Origin of the sequence: Paenibacillus sp. FSL E2-0178 (genome assembly GCF_038593005.1) — a bacterium.
Classification (GTDB): domain Bacteria; phylum Bacillota; class Bacilli; order Paenibacillales; family Paenibacillaceae; genus Paenibacillus_AQ; species Paenibacillus_AQ phytohabitans.
This window is the reverse complement of the sequence record NZ_CP151953.1, coordinates 6,923,090-6,939,251: the sequence shown is the minus strand read 5'-3', so window position 1 is coordinate 6,939,251 and position 16,162 is coordinate 6,923,090. Positions and strand designations below refer to the sequence as shown.

Annotated in this window: 11 protein-coding genes; 6 read left to right on the top strand and 5 right to left on the bottom strand. The window is 46.8% G+C overall.

Annotated elements, in window-relative coordinates:
• Positions 1 to 63: 63 nt before the first annotated feature.
• A complete protein-coding gene (locus MHI42_RS30030) occupies positions 64 to 750 on the bottom strand; it encodes a hypothetical protein (protein ID WP_342421528.1) in 687 nt (228 codons plus the stop codon).
• A 195-nt stretch (positions 751 to 945) separates the two neighbouring features.
• Between MHI42_RS30030 and MHI42_RS30025 the strand changes: the two genes are divergently transcribed.
• From MHI42_RS30025 to MHI42_RS30005, 5 genes are all read left to right on the top strand, one after another.
• A complete protein-coding gene (locus MHI42_RS30025; RefSeq protein WP_342421527.1) occupies positions 946 to 1,701 on the top strand; it encodes a LytTR family DNA-binding domain-containing protein in 756 nt (251 codons plus the stop codon).
• Positions 1,688 to 2,986 (top strand): ATP-binding protein, encoded by a 1,299-nt coding sequence (locus MHI42_RS30020; RefSeq protein ID WP_342421526.1) that lies wholly within the window; start codon positions 1,688 to 1,690, stop codon positions 2,984 to 2,986. The genes MHI42_RS30025 and MHI42_RS30020 overlap by 14 nt, the downstream gene beginning before the upstream one ends.
• A 123-nt stretch (positions 2,987 to 3,109) precedes the next feature.
• Positions 3,110 to 5,149 carry a serine hydrolase domain-containing protein gene (locus tag MHI42_RS30015; protein ID WP_342421525.1) on the top strand — a complete coding sequence of 680 codons (2,040 nt, stop codon included), beginning with the start codon at positions 3,110 to 3,112 and terminating at the stop codon, positions 5,147 to 5,149.
• 705 nt (positions 5,150 to 5,854) lie between these two features.
• Positions 5,855 to 7,036, top strand: a complete 1,182-nt coding sequence (locus tag MHI42_RS30010; RefSeq protein WP_342421524.1) for a collagen-like protein — start codon at positions 5,855 to 5,857, stop codon at positions 7,034 to 7,036.
• A 27-nt stretch (positions 7,037 to 7,063) separates the two neighbouring features.
• Positions 7,064 to 8,632, top strand: a complete 1,569-nt coding sequence (locus tag MHI42_RS30005) for a hypothetical protein (RefSeq protein WP_342421523.1) — start codon at positions 7,064 to 7,066, stop codon at positions 8,630 to 8,632.
• A gap of 195 nt (positions 8,633 to 8,827) precedes the next feature.
• Here MHI42_RS30005 and MHI42_RS30000 read toward each other — a convergent pair whose 3' ends face one another.
• A complete protein-coding gene (locus tag MHI42_RS30000) occupies positions 8,828 to 9,997 on the bottom strand; it encodes a hypothetical protein (RefSeq protein ID WP_342421522.1) in 1,170 nt (389 codons plus the stop codon).
• A gap of 188 nt (positions 9,998 to 10,185) precedes the next feature.
• On the opposite strand from MHI42_RS30000, the gene MHI42_RS29995 reads away from it, so the two are divergent.
• Positions 10,186 to 10,722 carry a cupin domain-containing protein gene (locus tag MHI42_RS29995; RefSeq protein ID WP_342421521.1) on the top strand — a complete coding sequence of 179 codons (537 nt, stop codon included), beginning with the start codon at positions 10,186 to 10,188 and terminating at the stop codon, positions 10,720 to 10,722.
• Between the two features lie 354 nt (positions 10,723 to 11,076).
• Here the strand turns inward: MHI42_RS29995 and MHI42_RS29990 are convergent, their stop codons facing one another.
• The 3 genes from MHI42_RS29990 to MHI42_RS29980 form a co-directional block, all read right to left on the bottom strand.
• Complete coding sequence (locus tag MHI42_RS29990; RefSeq protein WP_342421520.1) at positions 11,077 to 13,662, bottom strand: glycoside hydrolase family 2 protein; 2,586 nt, start codon at positions 13,660 to 13,662, stop codon at positions 11,077 to 11,079.
• A gap of 242 nt (positions 13,663 to 13,904) precedes the next feature.
• Positions 13,905 to 14,975 (bottom strand): Gfo/Idh/MocA family oxidoreductase, encoded by a 1,071-nt coding sequence (locus MHI42_RS29985; RefSeq protein WP_076243773.1) that lies wholly within the window; start codon positions 14,973 to 14,975, stop codon positions 13,905 to 13,907.
• A gap of 22 nt (positions 14,976 to 14,997) precedes the next feature.
• Positions 14,998 to 16,155 carry a Gfo/Idh/MocA family oxidoreductase gene (locus tag MHI42_RS29980; protein WP_076243774.1) on the bottom strand — a complete coding sequence of 386 codons (1,158 nt, stop codon included), beginning with the start codon at positions 16,153 to 16,155 and terminating at the stop codon, positions 14,998 to 15,000.
• Between the last annotated feature and the right edge of the window lie 7 nt (positions 16,156 to 16,162).

Here is a 16,162-nt window from a genome sequence, read left to right as displayed (position 1 = left end):
CGCCCACCCATTAAGGCTGACGGGTAAACAGTATGAATTGTACGAATATCCTGAACCAGGACTTTAATTTCTTTCAAGTGTCGCCAGGGAAACCATTACCCAGGGAGAAAACTTATTGGACAATGCGCCCTTAGGATTGTGTATCCGGAAAAGAAAAGCTTCACCTTCCTGATTCTTCCATACCATATAATCTACTACTCCTTTATCACCAGTAGCCTGCAAATACAATTCTGCAAACCCGAGCGGATGTTCAACCAATTCTCCACTATAATCTTTAGCACTGCCTGTAGCGGAAAGCTCAGTTTCACCTTGTTGCTTCAGCGCAGTGAGATCGTATTCAGAAGCCAAACTTTCAATTTCCGCATAGTAGGCCGGGTCCTCCGTAAGTGATAAACGGTTAGTCTGTGCATTCAATGTGAAATCCCCAGTGATATAAAGGGAGTATCCATCACCTTGCTCCAGTGTAGCCGTTTGCCCGCTAACCCCACCCTCCTGTTCACCGAATTCCCGGGTCTCTGGCCGTTCAGAGGTCTGAGGATCAGTAGGGTCAGGAGCTGCGGACGCTGGCGCCTCCGTGACTGAGGGAGTGGCCGAAGGTACTGGAGTGGCTGTAGCTTCAGCAACTGGCGTAGTAACTATACTTGTTGCTGTTGGCTCTGTCTCATTTGCAACTTCATTGTTGCTGCACGCGCCTAAAATTGAGGCGGATAGAATAATAGTGGCAGCTGCCGTAAATAATTGTTTGTTCATTGTATACCTCCTCTATCTGGATAATAGTTATTACCCAAAACCTGCAATCCCTCCCCCAAGGCCCCCAATCCGACTGTATTCCAGGGATTCCAATATGCATTTGATCCAAGAAGTTGTTTGTCATTATTAATAATGCTATATACTGTTATGAATACATTTATAGGATATTGCACCGGAACGAAAGGGGTGGCATTCATGTATAGAGTAGCGATATGCGATGATGAGGAGAAGCAGCGGGAGCTTGTTAAAGGAACTCTGATAGGCTTATCCATCAAGACAAATATAGAATTCGAGATGGAGTTATTCCACTCGGGAGAGCAGCTGGCCGCTCATTATGAGCGTGGCGAAGCACCCTTCCATATTCTAATTCTTGACGTGGAGATGGGCGGAATGAACGGGATTCAGACGGCACGGAGAATCCGCGAGCTGAAGCACTTTGATGAACAGATTATTTTCCTGACCAGCTACCCTCAATATATGGTGGAGAGCTTCGATGTCATCACATTCCAGTATTTAATCAAACCGGTAGCGCCTCTCCTCCTGGAAGAGAAGATCACCAAGCTATGCCAATATTTTCAGGCCCAAGATAAGAAATTCATGGTCATTAAATCCGGTTATGATGAAGTTGTATTACGATATGATGATATTATTGCGATTGAGGTTGCCAAAAGCCTAACGATAAAAAGCAAGCTGCATGTGATCACCAAAGCCCAAATCTATGAGAGCAAGGGCATTATTGCAGATTATGCCGCAGCTCTAAAAGACAGTAACTTCCTGCACATCCACCGTTCGATTATTATCAACCTGCTGCATGTGAAGAAGTTCGCCAGCGGCTCCGTTCTCATGTCGAATGGGATGGAGCTTCCTATAGGCCGGTCCAAGATCAAAGAGGTTAAAGATTACTACACCAAATTCATGATCATGAAGGGTAATTCGTATGATTCTATATAACCTGCCGATCGTCCTCTGTGTGCTGCTGGTGATGTGCTTTCAAACCAATTTTTTCTTCAATTCCGTCTTTGACAAGTCCGCCAGGAAGACTAACCGGATTCTTTACTTCATCATTTACGGATTGCTTTGTTTCATATATTTAGTCATTCCGATGAATTCCTATATAGCCTCTTGTGTCGCATTGCTGATGATTTTTGGTTTGGCGCAATCCTATGATGTGGAGATCAAGACCAAGGTCATTTTTTCTATCCTGTATGCGGTTTTGATGACGATGGTCAGTTTTATCTCGCTTTATATTTTCTCAAGTCTAGATTCCATAGATTTCACTACCCTGGATTCGGGTAACGGGCAGGACCGGCTGACCTTTACGAAGGCATTAATCCTTAGCTGTGTGATTATGTTTGCTGTTATTCAGGTGATCAGATTCATTTCCAAACGCAGAAGCTTCTCTTTGCCTTACCGTTACTATATTTTCTTCTTGATCGTCCCCCTGGTCAGTATCTATCAGATCAATGTACTTACTGTCACCAGTGAGAAAAACATCTATTATTTCATGGCGATTATCGGATTCCTGTTCCTGAATGTGATGGTCGTCTATATTTTCGATACGATTATTGATAAATTTCAATTCATGCATGAGAATGCACAATTGCAGCACCAGATGAATTATCAGGATGCGAATTATGAGAAAACGGTGCACAGCTTCAAATCCATTAAGCGGATTATTCACGACACCCACCAGCAGTTCCTCTACATTGAAGAGTGTATTAAACGTAATGATTCAGCGGCGGCACTGGAGCATATCAGGGTTACCTTAAATAAAGTCGAGGACGCCTATCAGCGGGTGAACACCGGACATCTCGTTATAGATGCTCTGGTCACGAATACCCTTAATATTGGACAGGCCAACGGAATTAGAATAGATACCAGGCTTCAGCTCTATTCGCTGGAAGTAAATATTGACCGTTATGACCTATGTGTCGTTCTTGGCAATATGCTGGATAATGCGATAGAAGCCTCTAAGAAGGTTAAGGTGGCAGAGGACCGGTACATGCTCATCCAGATTCATTCGAATGAATCTGCGCTGTTCATCCACATCCTTAATCATATGGACAAAGTGACCGCTCCCTTGCACAGCCAGAAGCCGGACCCGGAGTATCATGGCATCGGCTTAACCAATATAGCCAGAATATGCGATAAGTACGGTGGCAACATGACCATCGAGTCCGGACACAAAGTCTTTAACAATATGGTCGTCCTCCCCTTTCACACGGTCAATCCTTAGACAAAACCATTGTTTAGGGATTGTTTTTTTCGTTTCAGGGTACTTCGGATCTTCTTCCTCCTTCTTGCTTGTATGATGAATCCATGATTACATTTCGAGCAGCAACAGGAGGAGGAAATAAGGATGAAGAAGTTGATTGCCGCAGTATTGGCTTCGGTGTTAGTGATCCCCATGGCCCAGGCCTCGGCACAGGAGAAGGGGACAACCGTGGAAGAAAAGGCCCGCGCGCTGGCTTCAGAGATCATCTCCAATTATGGGGTAAGCGGACTACAGTATGCCATCAGGGATAAAGGCTCTATCACCCTGTCCGGGGGTGCCGGTGTGTACGATAAAGCCACTCAGGCACCGGTCACGAAAGATACGATGTTTGGGATTGGCTCGGTCAGTAAAATGCATGTCTCGGCCGCGGCGATGATCCTGGCGGATTCCAAGGCCATTGATATCGATAAACCCCTCACTACGTATTTACCGCAGTTTAAGATGGCCGATGCCAGATATAAGGACATCACACCGCGGATGCTAATGAATCATTCGTCAGGTCTTTACGGCAGCCACTATGGCAACAGCATGCTGCTGGATGACAACGACACACAGAATCATGATGAATTACTGTCAAGACTGGAGTCCGAACATCTGAAATCCGATCCCGGAGAATATTCCGTGTATTGCAACGATGGCTTTCAGCTGCTCGAGCTCATGATTGAGCAGGTGAGCGGTTTAAGCTATTCCGAATTCCTGGACCGGTACCTGAGCCGTCCGCTGCAGTTAAGCTCCACCAAAACGCCGCTCGATACGTTTGACAGACAGCAGCTGGCCAAAACCTATTTCCCGGGGCTGGAGCAGGCTCTGCCCGTTGAGAACGCCAACGTTATTGGTGCCGGTGGAGTCTATTCCACGGCAGAAGAATTGACCGAGTTTGCTGAAGTGCTGATCGGAAACCGTACGGATATTTTATCCGAAGCCTCCGTCAAGGCTATGCAGAAGCCTGAATATAAGAATGGAATCTGGGTACCGGATGAACGAAACACCTTCAGCTATGGTCTGGGCTGGGATGCTGTGAGCCTGGCCCCGTTCAGCGATTACGGAATCACTGCTCTAACCAAAGGCGGGGATACAATTATGTATCATGCTGCGCTAACTGCAATACCCGATTCCGATATTTCAATTGCTGTACTTTCCTCCGGCGGGAGCTCGATCTTCAATACGATTTTCGCCTCGAATATCCTGCTGGAGTACTTGAAGGATACCGGGAAGATTGACAAGCTCCTGCCGGACTCAACCTTCGAACCCCCGGTAAAGGCGGCCATGCCCGCTGAGTTGAAATCCTATTCGGGATTATACGGCACAGTAGGCGCTACAACAGCCATAACGGTTAAGGACGGGGAGCTTGACCTGCCTGCCCTGGAAGGCGGACTGATCCCTGCACAGAAATATATCTATACAGGCAACGGGCAATTCAAGAGCAGCGATGGCCGTTCCGCCGTAAGCTTCGATCTGCAGAAGAACGGCATAACCTACCTAAAGCTTAATGCCGAGTTGGATTTCCCCGGAGCCGGCCAGATGGTGATGGTAACCTACGAATATCAGAAGCTGGAGTCCAATCCTCTAACCCCAGTGACGAAGCAGGCCTGGGAAAAGAGAAACGGGAAAAATTACTATGCTTTGGATGAGAAGATCAATTCATTATTTTATCTGTCCCCTGCGATCCTAATGAAGAATATCGCTGTGGATGAGGGGTATGCCTCAGGCACCCGGATTGTGGATGAGCACCAAGCCGTCAATGCGGCTGAAATACCGGTCATGAACGGAAGAGATGCGTTTGACTTGAATTTCTATACGAAGAACGAAGCGGAGTATTTAACCATCGATGGCAATGCTTATATCAGCGAAGATGCGGTTCAGCCTATCTATGGAGGCCGGTCATCAATCAGTACGGTACCCGCTAATGGTCAAGGGATATGGTTCAAGATCGGTGAGAAATCAGCCGGGAAAACAATGACTGTGACTGCTCCGGCAAGCGGCGGCTTCGCTGTCTATGCTGCCGACGGGATGATCGTTAACTTCTCTGTGGTGACCAAGGAGCCTTCAGCAGTCTTGCCGCAAGGCGGTATGGTTGTGTTTGGCGGTCAAGCCGGAGATGTATTTAAGATTAGTATACAATGACAGAAAATGGATGGCCGGCTATGATGCCCAATGAAGTCGTTGTAGATTTAACAATTATAGGGCGTGCGATATTAAGAGCCAGTTACCGGAATTCCGGTAACTGGCTCTTAATGCCGTTGGGCCGCCATCCTGGTCACACGCTAAAGGTTACAGATACAGTGAGCGAGAAAGATAAGGATCATTTTGGGTGAAGCATATAAATTCCTATCTTTAAACAAAATCAATCTATTAGTTTAATCATGGATAGAAATATATTGCAGGAATAAATAATTGTACTCGTTTTAGCGTCCACACCTTGAGAAAAAATTTGAATATTCTATGTAGAACATGAACTCTACATACCTTTGAGAAGGAGGGACCAAGTAAATGGCTATTCTATCAACTGGACCGATAGAAAATAATCTGGTCAGTGGTGCAAGGCCAACACAACAGCTAACCATTAAAGCTGATAATGCTGACTCTGTTAATGATGCAAGTATTTTGATTCAGGGTTACTTCCTAAACGGGATGAGAGCTTTATATGTACTTGAATTAATTAGTGTAAATCCTAATGAAGCAATAACAATGGATTTTTTTGCAGACCTAGATGCTTTTGAGTTTGTCTTCACAACGACCGGTTTAGCAGAACAACAAATTGAAATTTCAGTTTGGGGAAAAAATGCCGCGGGACAACTTGTAACTCCTCATCGAATCGTATCTTCTGAATTGTTAGGAGCAAGCACAGGAGTCACCGGAGCGACAGGTGAAACTGGGGCCACTGGAGCCACCGGTATCACCGGAGCGACAGGTGAAACTGGGGCCACTGGAGCCACCGGTATCACCGGAGCGACGGGTGAAACTGGGGCAACGGGGGCTACCGGTCTCACCGGAGCGACTGGTGAAACAGGGGCAACTGGGGCCACCGGCGTCACCGGTGCGACTGGTGAAACGGGAGCCACTGGAGCTACCGGCCTCACCGGAGCGACTGGTGAAACAGGGGCCACTGGGGCCACCGGTGTCACCGGTGCGACTGGTGAAACGGGAGCCACTGGAGCTACCGGTCTCACCGGAGCGACAGGCGCAACAGGTGCAACGGGAGCCACTGGAGCTACCGGCCTCACCGGAGCGACAGGCGCAACTGGGGCAACGGGAGCCACTGGAGCTACCGGCCTCACCGGAGCGACAGGCGAAACAGGTGCAACTGGTGCAACTGGCGTCACCGGAGTGACAGGTGAAACAGGGGCTACTGGTGCAACTGGCGTCACCGGAGTGACAGGTGAAACAGGGGCTACTGGTGCAACGGGAGCCACCGGCCTCACCGGGGCGACAGGTGAAACAGGAGCAACGGGAGCCACCGGCCTCACCGGGGCGACAGGAGCAACGGGAGCTACCGGCTTCACCGGAGCGACAGGCGCAACAGGTGCCACCGGGGCAACGGGAGTCACGGGGGCAACAGGTGCCACTGGAGCCACCGGTCTCACCGGAGCGACGGGGGCAACCGGAACAGGTGGCACATTACAAAACGGACTGTTTACTGTGAATGTAGCATCTGTAGTAAATGGGACAGCCATTTCGTATACGACCTCATTTATTAATGGCACTAATATTTTGCACCCGTCAAATACGACCTTTGTACTGGCCATAGGACACATTTATTTAGTTTCTTTTACTTTCAGGGCAACTAGTTCAGTAAATGGAAATGTTACTGTTACACCAAGATTAAATCTAGTATTTCAAAGTCGTTTTTCAGGCAGATCAGTTACTGGGACTGTAGATGCTAATGTGAGCGTATCTGGTACGTTCTTAGTGGACACTACCTCAACTGCTATCACGTTAGATTTTCTATATAATGGGTCAGCAACAACTACATTTACGGATGGTTCTGTTTCAATTATTCAGGTTCAGTAGAATATTAAGCAAAGGAGAATCGAAGATATGGCTATCCTATCAACCGGACCGATAGAAAATAATCAGGTCAGTGGTGAAAGCCCAACACAACAATTGACCGTTAAAATCGAAAATCGTGATTCAGTCAATAATGCGAGCATCATGATCCAGGGATACTACCTAAACGGGACCAGAACGTTATATATACTCGAAACAATTATTATAAGCCCAAATGAGGTAGTAACGAAGAATTATTATGCGAACTTTAGTGCCTTTGAGTTTATCTTTACAACCAGCGGTGTAGCAGAAGATCAAATTGAAATGTCCGTTTGGGGAAAAAATGCTTCAGGGCAACTTGTAACACCTCACCGTATCGTATCTTCAGAATTGCTAGAAGCAACAAGTACTATCGATCCTAATGCAACCATAGTGGGAGTAGGACCAAATGTTAGCTCTCAATTTAGCGAATTAAGAACAAGTGAAAAAACACCGATTATTGAACTGACCTCGGTATATGGATTATCTAATCTAAGAGACGTTGTTGCCACACTGGGCAGTGCTACAGTTGGAAATACCAACACGGAGTTTCAATTAACTACGACAGCATCGGGCGGAGATATTGCCATCCTCCAAAGTTCGGAGAGAGGAAGGTATGAATCAGGTCTAGCTGCCGAAGCAGGTATAGGCATCCGTTTACCGGTTGCGCCAACAGGAAGCCAAGTGGTGAGATGGGGTGCTTTTGACGATCAAAATGGCTTATTCTTTGGTCAGAGTGTAGCGAATGGAATATTTGTAGCAATTCGAAGAGCAAGTGTTGACACTGTAATTCCTCAAACATCCTGGAACGTAGATAAATTAGATGGAACGGGGCCAAGCGGGATAACGCTTAATTTATCGGAAGGTAACATTTTTCAAATGGTATTTACTTGGTATGGGTACGGAGTCATTGAATTTAGAGTAGTGCTTCCCAATGCTACGACTTTAGCACAAGAAGTGATTACAGTTCACCGGTTCTCACCTAGCGGACAGACAAGTCTTGCTGATCCGAATCTTCCCCTGCGTGCAGAAATATTTAATAATGGCACAGCAGCTGGACTCAATTTATTTGTTGGAGGAAGACAATATAGCATTTTAGGCAAATATAATCCGGTCTTCAGGGTTACTTCCGAAAGAAGAACAGTAACTGCATCAGGAACCCTTACACCTGTTTTGTCCTTTCAAAGAAAGGAGATTTTCCCGCCAGGTTCAGGTAGAGCCAATTCAGTCAGTGTAAAACTCGAAGCGATTGATCTTATAACTTCAGAAGATATTTACTATCAACTCATACTCGGTGGAACGATTGATGGAGCTTTTACAAACTTCCCCACTGTGACTACTAATATCCCCTCTTCAGAGACAGCTCTACTAGTTAATAATACTCTAACGACAATCTCGGGCGGTCAAGTCCTATTACAAGGGCTGGCAGCTGGAGCTGGAGGAATTGCTCGAATTTCAGCCTCTGCTTCATTATTGGATTTCCAATTGCCGGATAATGAATTTGTTTCACTGGCTGTAGCAAATTTAAGCGGCGCTACTAATTCTGTTACTGCAACCTTCAGTCTTACAGAAGAATGGTGAAACTAAATTCAAAAAAGGGGAGATTATGTCATATATTCTCCCCAACAATATAATTCTTCAATGGAGACGCCCTTCTGGATAATCACCCTATTAATGCTTATATAAAATTATCAATGCGTAAGATAACTTGTTATGCTAATTGTGTGATAACAAGATATGCAGAAATTCGCTCCGGTTGCCCCCTTAGAACCAATGTTATGGATTCATAAATACAACCTCGTATTCGGGAAAAGCCTCCGTCCATTTGGCAATCGTCTTTGGCAGTTCAGTTGTATTCGGCACGTTGGTGTAGAACCGGACAATGGCAATATCGAATTCCTCCAGGCTGTTCTCCTCATCCGTGTCGAGTACCGCTGCCCAATAGTGGCCCTGTTTGTCATACATAATAATCGCTTCTGTCAGTGTAAACAGTCCGCGCACGCCGCCTGAGATTACGCTTGCACCCAGACCATCCAGATCCTTCGGCTTATCCAGCAGCTGCATGCTGTAGAGGAACAGATCGTAATCATCCCCTACAACTGTGCGGAAGGCCTTGTCTTCTGCCGCTGTCTTGAATACACCTGTATCCTTCAGCGTGTAGACGCCCTCTTTGTACGGACCTCTGGCATATTCGCCGGTGTAGGTTACATTCGCTCCCGCAGAGTATACTGGCGAAGGGCTGGTTACATACAACTGGCCGGTCAGCAGGTAGAAAAAGACAACCGAACCGTCCTCTTCCTTATATACAGCCATCCGTTTGCGGACCACGGCCGACTCTTCATACAGCTGGCCGGAATGGCCGCCATCGAACGCATCGATGGAAAAGGTCAGCTTATCGCTCTTGACGTTGCTGAATTCTACATATCCCCCATAGAAAGGCGATTTGCTTGCCATATACCATTCGCCGTTCCACTCGGCAGCTGCCGGAACCTTAACACTCTTGGCCGCTGTTGCCGTTAACGCCTCTACCGGCAGCTGGCGGGTACCGTCCGGATTGCTCCATACCCCGGCAAAGCCGGTGCCGGCAATCCACCAGCCCTCGAAGCGGCCCGTTTCTTTGCCTTTGGCATCGTATTCATACATATTGACTATTTTGCCTCTGACATCACCTGTGAGCTTGATCGTCTTTTTGTATTTATCGTAATAATAACTGCCGGTCAGCTTCCCGCTGCTCTCAATCTTGACCGACATATGAATCGGCAGATTCCCGTTGATTGCGCCGGTCAGCGGCACCAATCCGTTCGTGGCCGGACTTTGGGCTGTCGCCGCTGCCACCTGAACCGGAGCAGCCTTGTCTTGTGCCGGAGCGGCAGCAGCCGCCGGGATAATGAAGAGTGCAGGCAGCAGCAGCGCGGCAGCCAGCAGTGTACCTATTTTACGTATCATAATGAACCCTCCCTCTCATGCCATCTACACAGATATATTACACTGTATGCCATGAATTACCCTTTTGTTGTCAGATAGACCCTCAGATTATCTAAACCCAGGAGAAAATTTACGGCGTGAGGATACACTATGATGGGGTCATCAAAAGGTTTGGGTAATGACAACTAAAGACAAGGAGATGATTAGGAATGCCAGAATCCCATCATGACAGACCGAAGCAGGATAGCTCTATTGAAACCTTCACCTTCAAGTCCGACAAGCTGCTGCCGAATAATCCGGAGCTTCCGGCAGTTCTGTATAAAGGTGCATTTCAGGAGAATCCGGCAAACGCAGAGCAGATCTTTAATAATAACGGCTGGCGGAACAGCTGGGTGAACGGGGTATTCAGCTATCACCATTACCACAGCAATGCGCATGAGGTGCTCGGCGTGATGTCCGGCAGCGCCAGCCTGCAGCTCGGCGGCGATGCCGGCCGCAGGGTTGAGGTGTCGGTGGGAGACGTACTGGTGCTGCCTGCCGGTACGGCGCATAAGCGGCTCACCTCCTCGCAGGACTTCCGCATCGCCGGCGCTTATCCCGGCGGAGCAGATTACAACACCCGCCGGGCCACGCCGGACGACTTCGAAGCGGCGCTGCCCGAGATCCGTGAGGTGCCGCTGCCGGACAGTGATCCTGTTTATGGTGAGGCAGGTCCGTTGTTGGAGGTTTGGGCGGCAGAGGGTTAATGTGATCCCGCTTTTGCTCATAGGTTTACACTTACGAAGCTGTACAACAAATAACCCATCAAGTATTTCCTTGATGGGTTATTTGTTGAAAGTTTTAGCTTCTTCCGGGGCTTCTTTTCCGTAAACCTGTAATTCCAAGCAAGCCTAAGAGACCCAACCAGCTCCAATTAGTTCCCCGATCCTCATTGGCGACGGATTGGGCTCTGTAGTTTCCATTCTGTATAGCTGTTGAATTCTGATTCCCGGTTGTGCTAACATTCCTAGCATTCAAGCTGTCATTCGTTTGATTGACCGAGTAAGACAATATAGCCATTGTCTTTTTCGAGGGTATTTTTGTGTTCAAAAAATAACCAGTTATAATAGGTCATTCAATGAAGATACAACTAGACTTTCTAGTGAAACCGGATGCCCCTGGGGGTCTGTAAATGCAACAACTTTAGACTCTCCAGGCAGCAGATCAAAGTAATTGTTACTGCAGCGAACATGCTCGCGAGGCAATTCAAGTTTTACCATACGAACCAAACTGCCTACTGCTGTAACCGTGATCATTCCCTTCATTTCTTCGAATTGAACTTGAAGCTCTGCGGCTTGCAATTCGATATCTTTGGGATCACAAAGATAATAGGTATTCTCCGGTGCAGCAAAATTGGAGGCCGATAAACGTACAAATGTCCTGGATAGTGGATTTCCGTTTAAGAGTTGCTCTTTCTTAAGTACAGCCGCTTGGAAAGAGCTGTTTTCCGGAATGTCTACACAGATATCCTGTGCATACAGAAGTTTTCCCGAAAAATCGTACGTCTCCAGCCTTACCGTACCAGTTATGGCTTCCAGTCTGTCATTGATTACCCATATCTGTACTTCTTCCCCCTCATCGTATACCAGGCTAAGAAGAAGCGGATGAAAGAACGTACGGGCATAGTAATACGAAGCCTTAGGCATTAGCTCATAATCAATCAGCGACCAACTCGTACCGGGCCATGAATCCCCGAGCTGCCAAATTAAAGCCCCGCTATTGTACGGCTTCATTCTCCTGTAATGCTCAACCCCATACTTCAGGCCCTCTGCCTGTGTCAGCATAGAGTAATTCATATATTCCTCTATATTCCGGGGTACTCCTGTGTACCCTTCCATTAACAACAGACCTTTTTTATGATTGGTATCTTTATTCCGGTATGCCATTTCTTCACTGCCCAAATGAAACTGACCCTCTGGAATATACTTTTCTAATGTATAGCGGTTTGCTGAAGCATGCAGCCCGAATTCACTGCTAAATAATGCCTTATCGCTCTTGAAATTTTTGAAACTGACTCCTTCCACCGTGTAATTGATAACCGGCACTTCACCCGCCTTGCGCGGGTACACTGAGCCATGCCATACCTGCCAATTATGTCGGTCACCTATCTCCGGGTCGTTGGCATCATTTCCTCCAAAAGGTGATGATGGCCAATAGGGCCTACTCTCATCCCAAACAGAGAGCAGACTTGGAAGCAGCTCGTGATAGATCCGTCTGCCATAGAATGGGCAGTTAATATCTCCCGCAGACAATTTCATATCGTATAACCAGTCAATCTCGTTATTACCGCACCATATCGCCAAGGAAGAATGATTACGCAAGCGCTTGATATTATCAATGGCTTCACGCGTTATATTCTCCATAAAATTGCGGCTGAAGTCAGGGTACAGTGCATTGGCAAAAGGGAAGTCCTGCCATACCAAAATACCTTGCCTGTCACACTCATCATAAAAAATATCCTTCTCATAGATTCCTCCAGCCCAAACACGCAGCATATTCATATTTGAGGAGGCAGCAAGTTCTATTAAATCTGCATACTTGGCTTCAGGTATTGCTCCTATAAGGTGATCAACGGGAATCCAGTTTGCACCTTTAGCATAGATCGGCACCTTGTTCAACAGAAATGTAAATGTTGGATGCCCTTCTGCAGTGTGTGTCTGCAGCTCAATCGTTCTGATGCCAACGCGTTCGGTACGCACATCTATAATCTTTGCTCCTACGGACAGCTCTGTCTGCAGCTCATACAGGGCCGGAGTTCCCAGATCATGTGTCCACCAAAGCTGGGGATCAGGCACAGTAAGAATTGCCTCTAGCTTCAGCGGACCGCCCGCTATCACAGTGTCCATTGAAACAGCTGCTGAAGCGGCCAACTCACCGGAAGGATCCAATAGAGTAAAACGACAAGTATATTCCAAGCCCTTCTTCTTATTGAAATAGTCCTCCCAGCTTCGGTTGCCTCCAATCTCTACTTCCGCTTCAAGAGCAATCTTCGCACTAGTCTGATCAAATTGCACCGTTCTGGCGTATACACTCTCTAGTCTTGCTTCGTTCCAGACAGTGAGAATTACGGGTCCACAAATACCGGCGGTTACCATCCGCGGACCCCAGTCCCATCCAAAATTCATCGCCGCTTTGCGTATCCAGGGACGTTCTTTCGAATAAGAGGACCACTGAAGCGGTTCAATTTTTTTGTGATAAGCAGCAAGCGGATCGAATCTTACAGCAATAGTATTTCGTCCAGATTGAAGGAGACCACTGACATCGAAAGAGTGGGACATCAGCATGTTGTCTGTTCTGCCCACTTCCAAGCCGTTGACATATAGAGTAGCCAGTGTATCCAGTCCTTTGAAGGTTAACTTGGTCCGTTCCTCTTGACACTTGGGTGAATATTCAAAAAAGGTTCTATACCACCACTCTTTGTCTTCTATCCACCGGGAGGACTGATCATTATGCCCATAGTATGGCGAAGGAATGATCCCCCGCTTAATTAGTGTGGAATGTACATCCCCCGGCACTTCAGCAGCCATCCAGAAACGATCATCAAATGCAAGTCGTGAGCACTCGGCCGGTGCCGTTCCCGGGTCAAACCCTTGCATTCTCCAGGACTGCGCCAGCTCGAGTTGAACCACTTCATTAACATTGTTCATACGATGTATTCACCTATGGTATTGAAATTGCGGATAGGAGTGGGCTCCAGTTCAGGTTTGACTATATAGCGGAATTGTAATTTCATAGTATCCTCCCAAGACGTTTTTTATAATGTGTTTGCGCTGCTAATTTTGGAAATCGATGAATATCCAGATGCTCCATTCATGCAAATCAGCAGAATTCTGGCTATTCGGACGATCAAATCCACTTAAGGTGGAAGGAGGGAGTATTAGTTAAAAAGCTAAAGCTCCAGCGGTAACAATACAGTTTGTCGCGTCTCTTGGGAACGATAAACTGCTAATACCAGCTCTAAGGCATGAAGGCTGTCTTCGCCACTTACCCTCGGCTCATGTCCTGTACAGATCGCTTCCACGAAATTAGAGAGCTGGCTAAAATGGGAATCGCCATATACCTTGTGGTATACCCCTTGCGACGAAGCTTCCAACTCTGGCTCCCACTGATTGGAAACGCTGGGGTCCATGCCATGTGTGCCTATGTTCTCCGCGCCCTTGTAATGCTCATAAATTATCTTATTATTCTCAATAATACATGTACCGGTTTCACCGATAATTTCTACCCGCGTATTTAATCCGGGATAGGCACTGCTGGTAGCAGTAAAAGATCCCATGGCTCCGTTCTGAAAACTGAATAACGCTGCAACCACGTCTTCGGTTTCAATCAGAGGATGGGTACGATTAGCCGTCTTTGCAGTAACCTCCAGAACAGGACCGCCAAAATATTGTACCAAATCCACTGTATGAATTGCCTGATTCATCAGTACGCCTCCTCCGTCCAGAGTCCATGTCCCGCGCCAATCGCCGCTTTCATAATACGCATCTGAACGGTACCAATGAACATTGCCATTAACGAGGATAAGCTTACCGAAACGTCCTTCCTCTAACATTTGCTTCACACGGAGTGAGGCATAGTCGAACCGGTGTTGGAATATGCCTGCCAGCATGACACCTTCCTCCCGGCATTCTTCAACCATCCTTTGTGCCATCGCCATATTGATATCCATCGGCTTTTCAACTATCACATGCTTTTTGGCACGAGCCGCCGCAATAGTCATCTCCCCGTGCATTCCGCTAGGCGTACATATTGACACCGCAGTTATCTCTGGATCTTGGAGCATATCCGCATAATTACTGTATGCCCGACCACCAAATTCTATCGCATACTGTTCTGCTTTCTCTTGAACAGAGTCCACAAACCCAGCAGTCACAGCCGTCTCCAGCAGCTGCAACTGCTGTGCGTGGTGCCTTCCAATCACGCCGCATCCGACAATTCCAATTTTCAGACGTTCACCCATGATCTTCACCCTTCGAGCTGCTTTAATGTGTTCCTGAGACATCAAGTGTACCTTCAGTTACACTTTTCTTAAAGGTAGAGTTATCAATTCGCGTTTTCAGCTTTTCAAAGAATAATTCTTCATTAAGTGGAAGTTCTACCGAAAGGTCAGTCCACGCAGATAAATGCATTGCATTTGAAATAGTTAGTCCCTTAATCCCTTCGATACCTGGAGCGAGCAGTTCGGTGCCATTTAAAATTGCGTCAACCCAGTTATTTATAATTCCAACATGCTGAGTATTTTCACCTGGAGTAGGAATTTCACATTTCCAGCATTCAGGACTACCAAAACCGCCTTTATATTCACTGTTAAATTTTCTTTCAGGCATCCTTAGCCGCCAGAAGGTTAATTTGTCATCTTCTATGACAATTTTACCACGGTCACCGGTAACTTCCAGCCGGTTGGTTCCCGGTGCTTCCCCTGTCGTGGTGACGAACAGGCCAGTAGCCCCATTAGCATACTCAACATATGCAGTTACATCATCCTCGACTTCAATGTTGTGATATTTTCCATAAGACATAAAAGCACGTACTTTTGTCGGCATACCACATATCCACTGCCATAAATCCAGCTGATGCGGATCCTGATTTAGCAAGACTCCACCACCTTCTCCTGACCAGGTAGCCCGCCATCCCCCTGCATCATAGTAGCTTTGCGACCGATACCAATTAGTAATAATCCATATTGATCTTTTAAGCTCTCCAAGTTCTCCAGAGTCAATAAGATCTTTTAGCTTTTGATATACTGGATTAGTCCGCTGGTTGTACATAATAGAAAACACCTTATTGCTTTGCTGCGCAGCTTCATTCATTTCTCTAACTGCTTTCGTGTAGACACCTGCTGGCTTTTCAATTAATGTGTGATAACCGGAACGTAAAGCCTGTATCGCCAGGACTGGGTGATCGTAATGGGGAGTAGCGATTAGAACTGCATCAAACTGGTTTGATTTAAAAAAAGCATCCTTATTGTCATACAATTTGACCTTGTCTCCATAGCTTTGCTTTACCCAATCCAGGCGTTCTGCTCTTACATCACATACTGCCGCGAGTTCAGCATTGAGTACTTTTCCTGACATAATACTTTGAGCATGAGATGTACCCATGCCTCCAACACCTATAATTCCAATCCGGATTTTTCCCATAACAGCC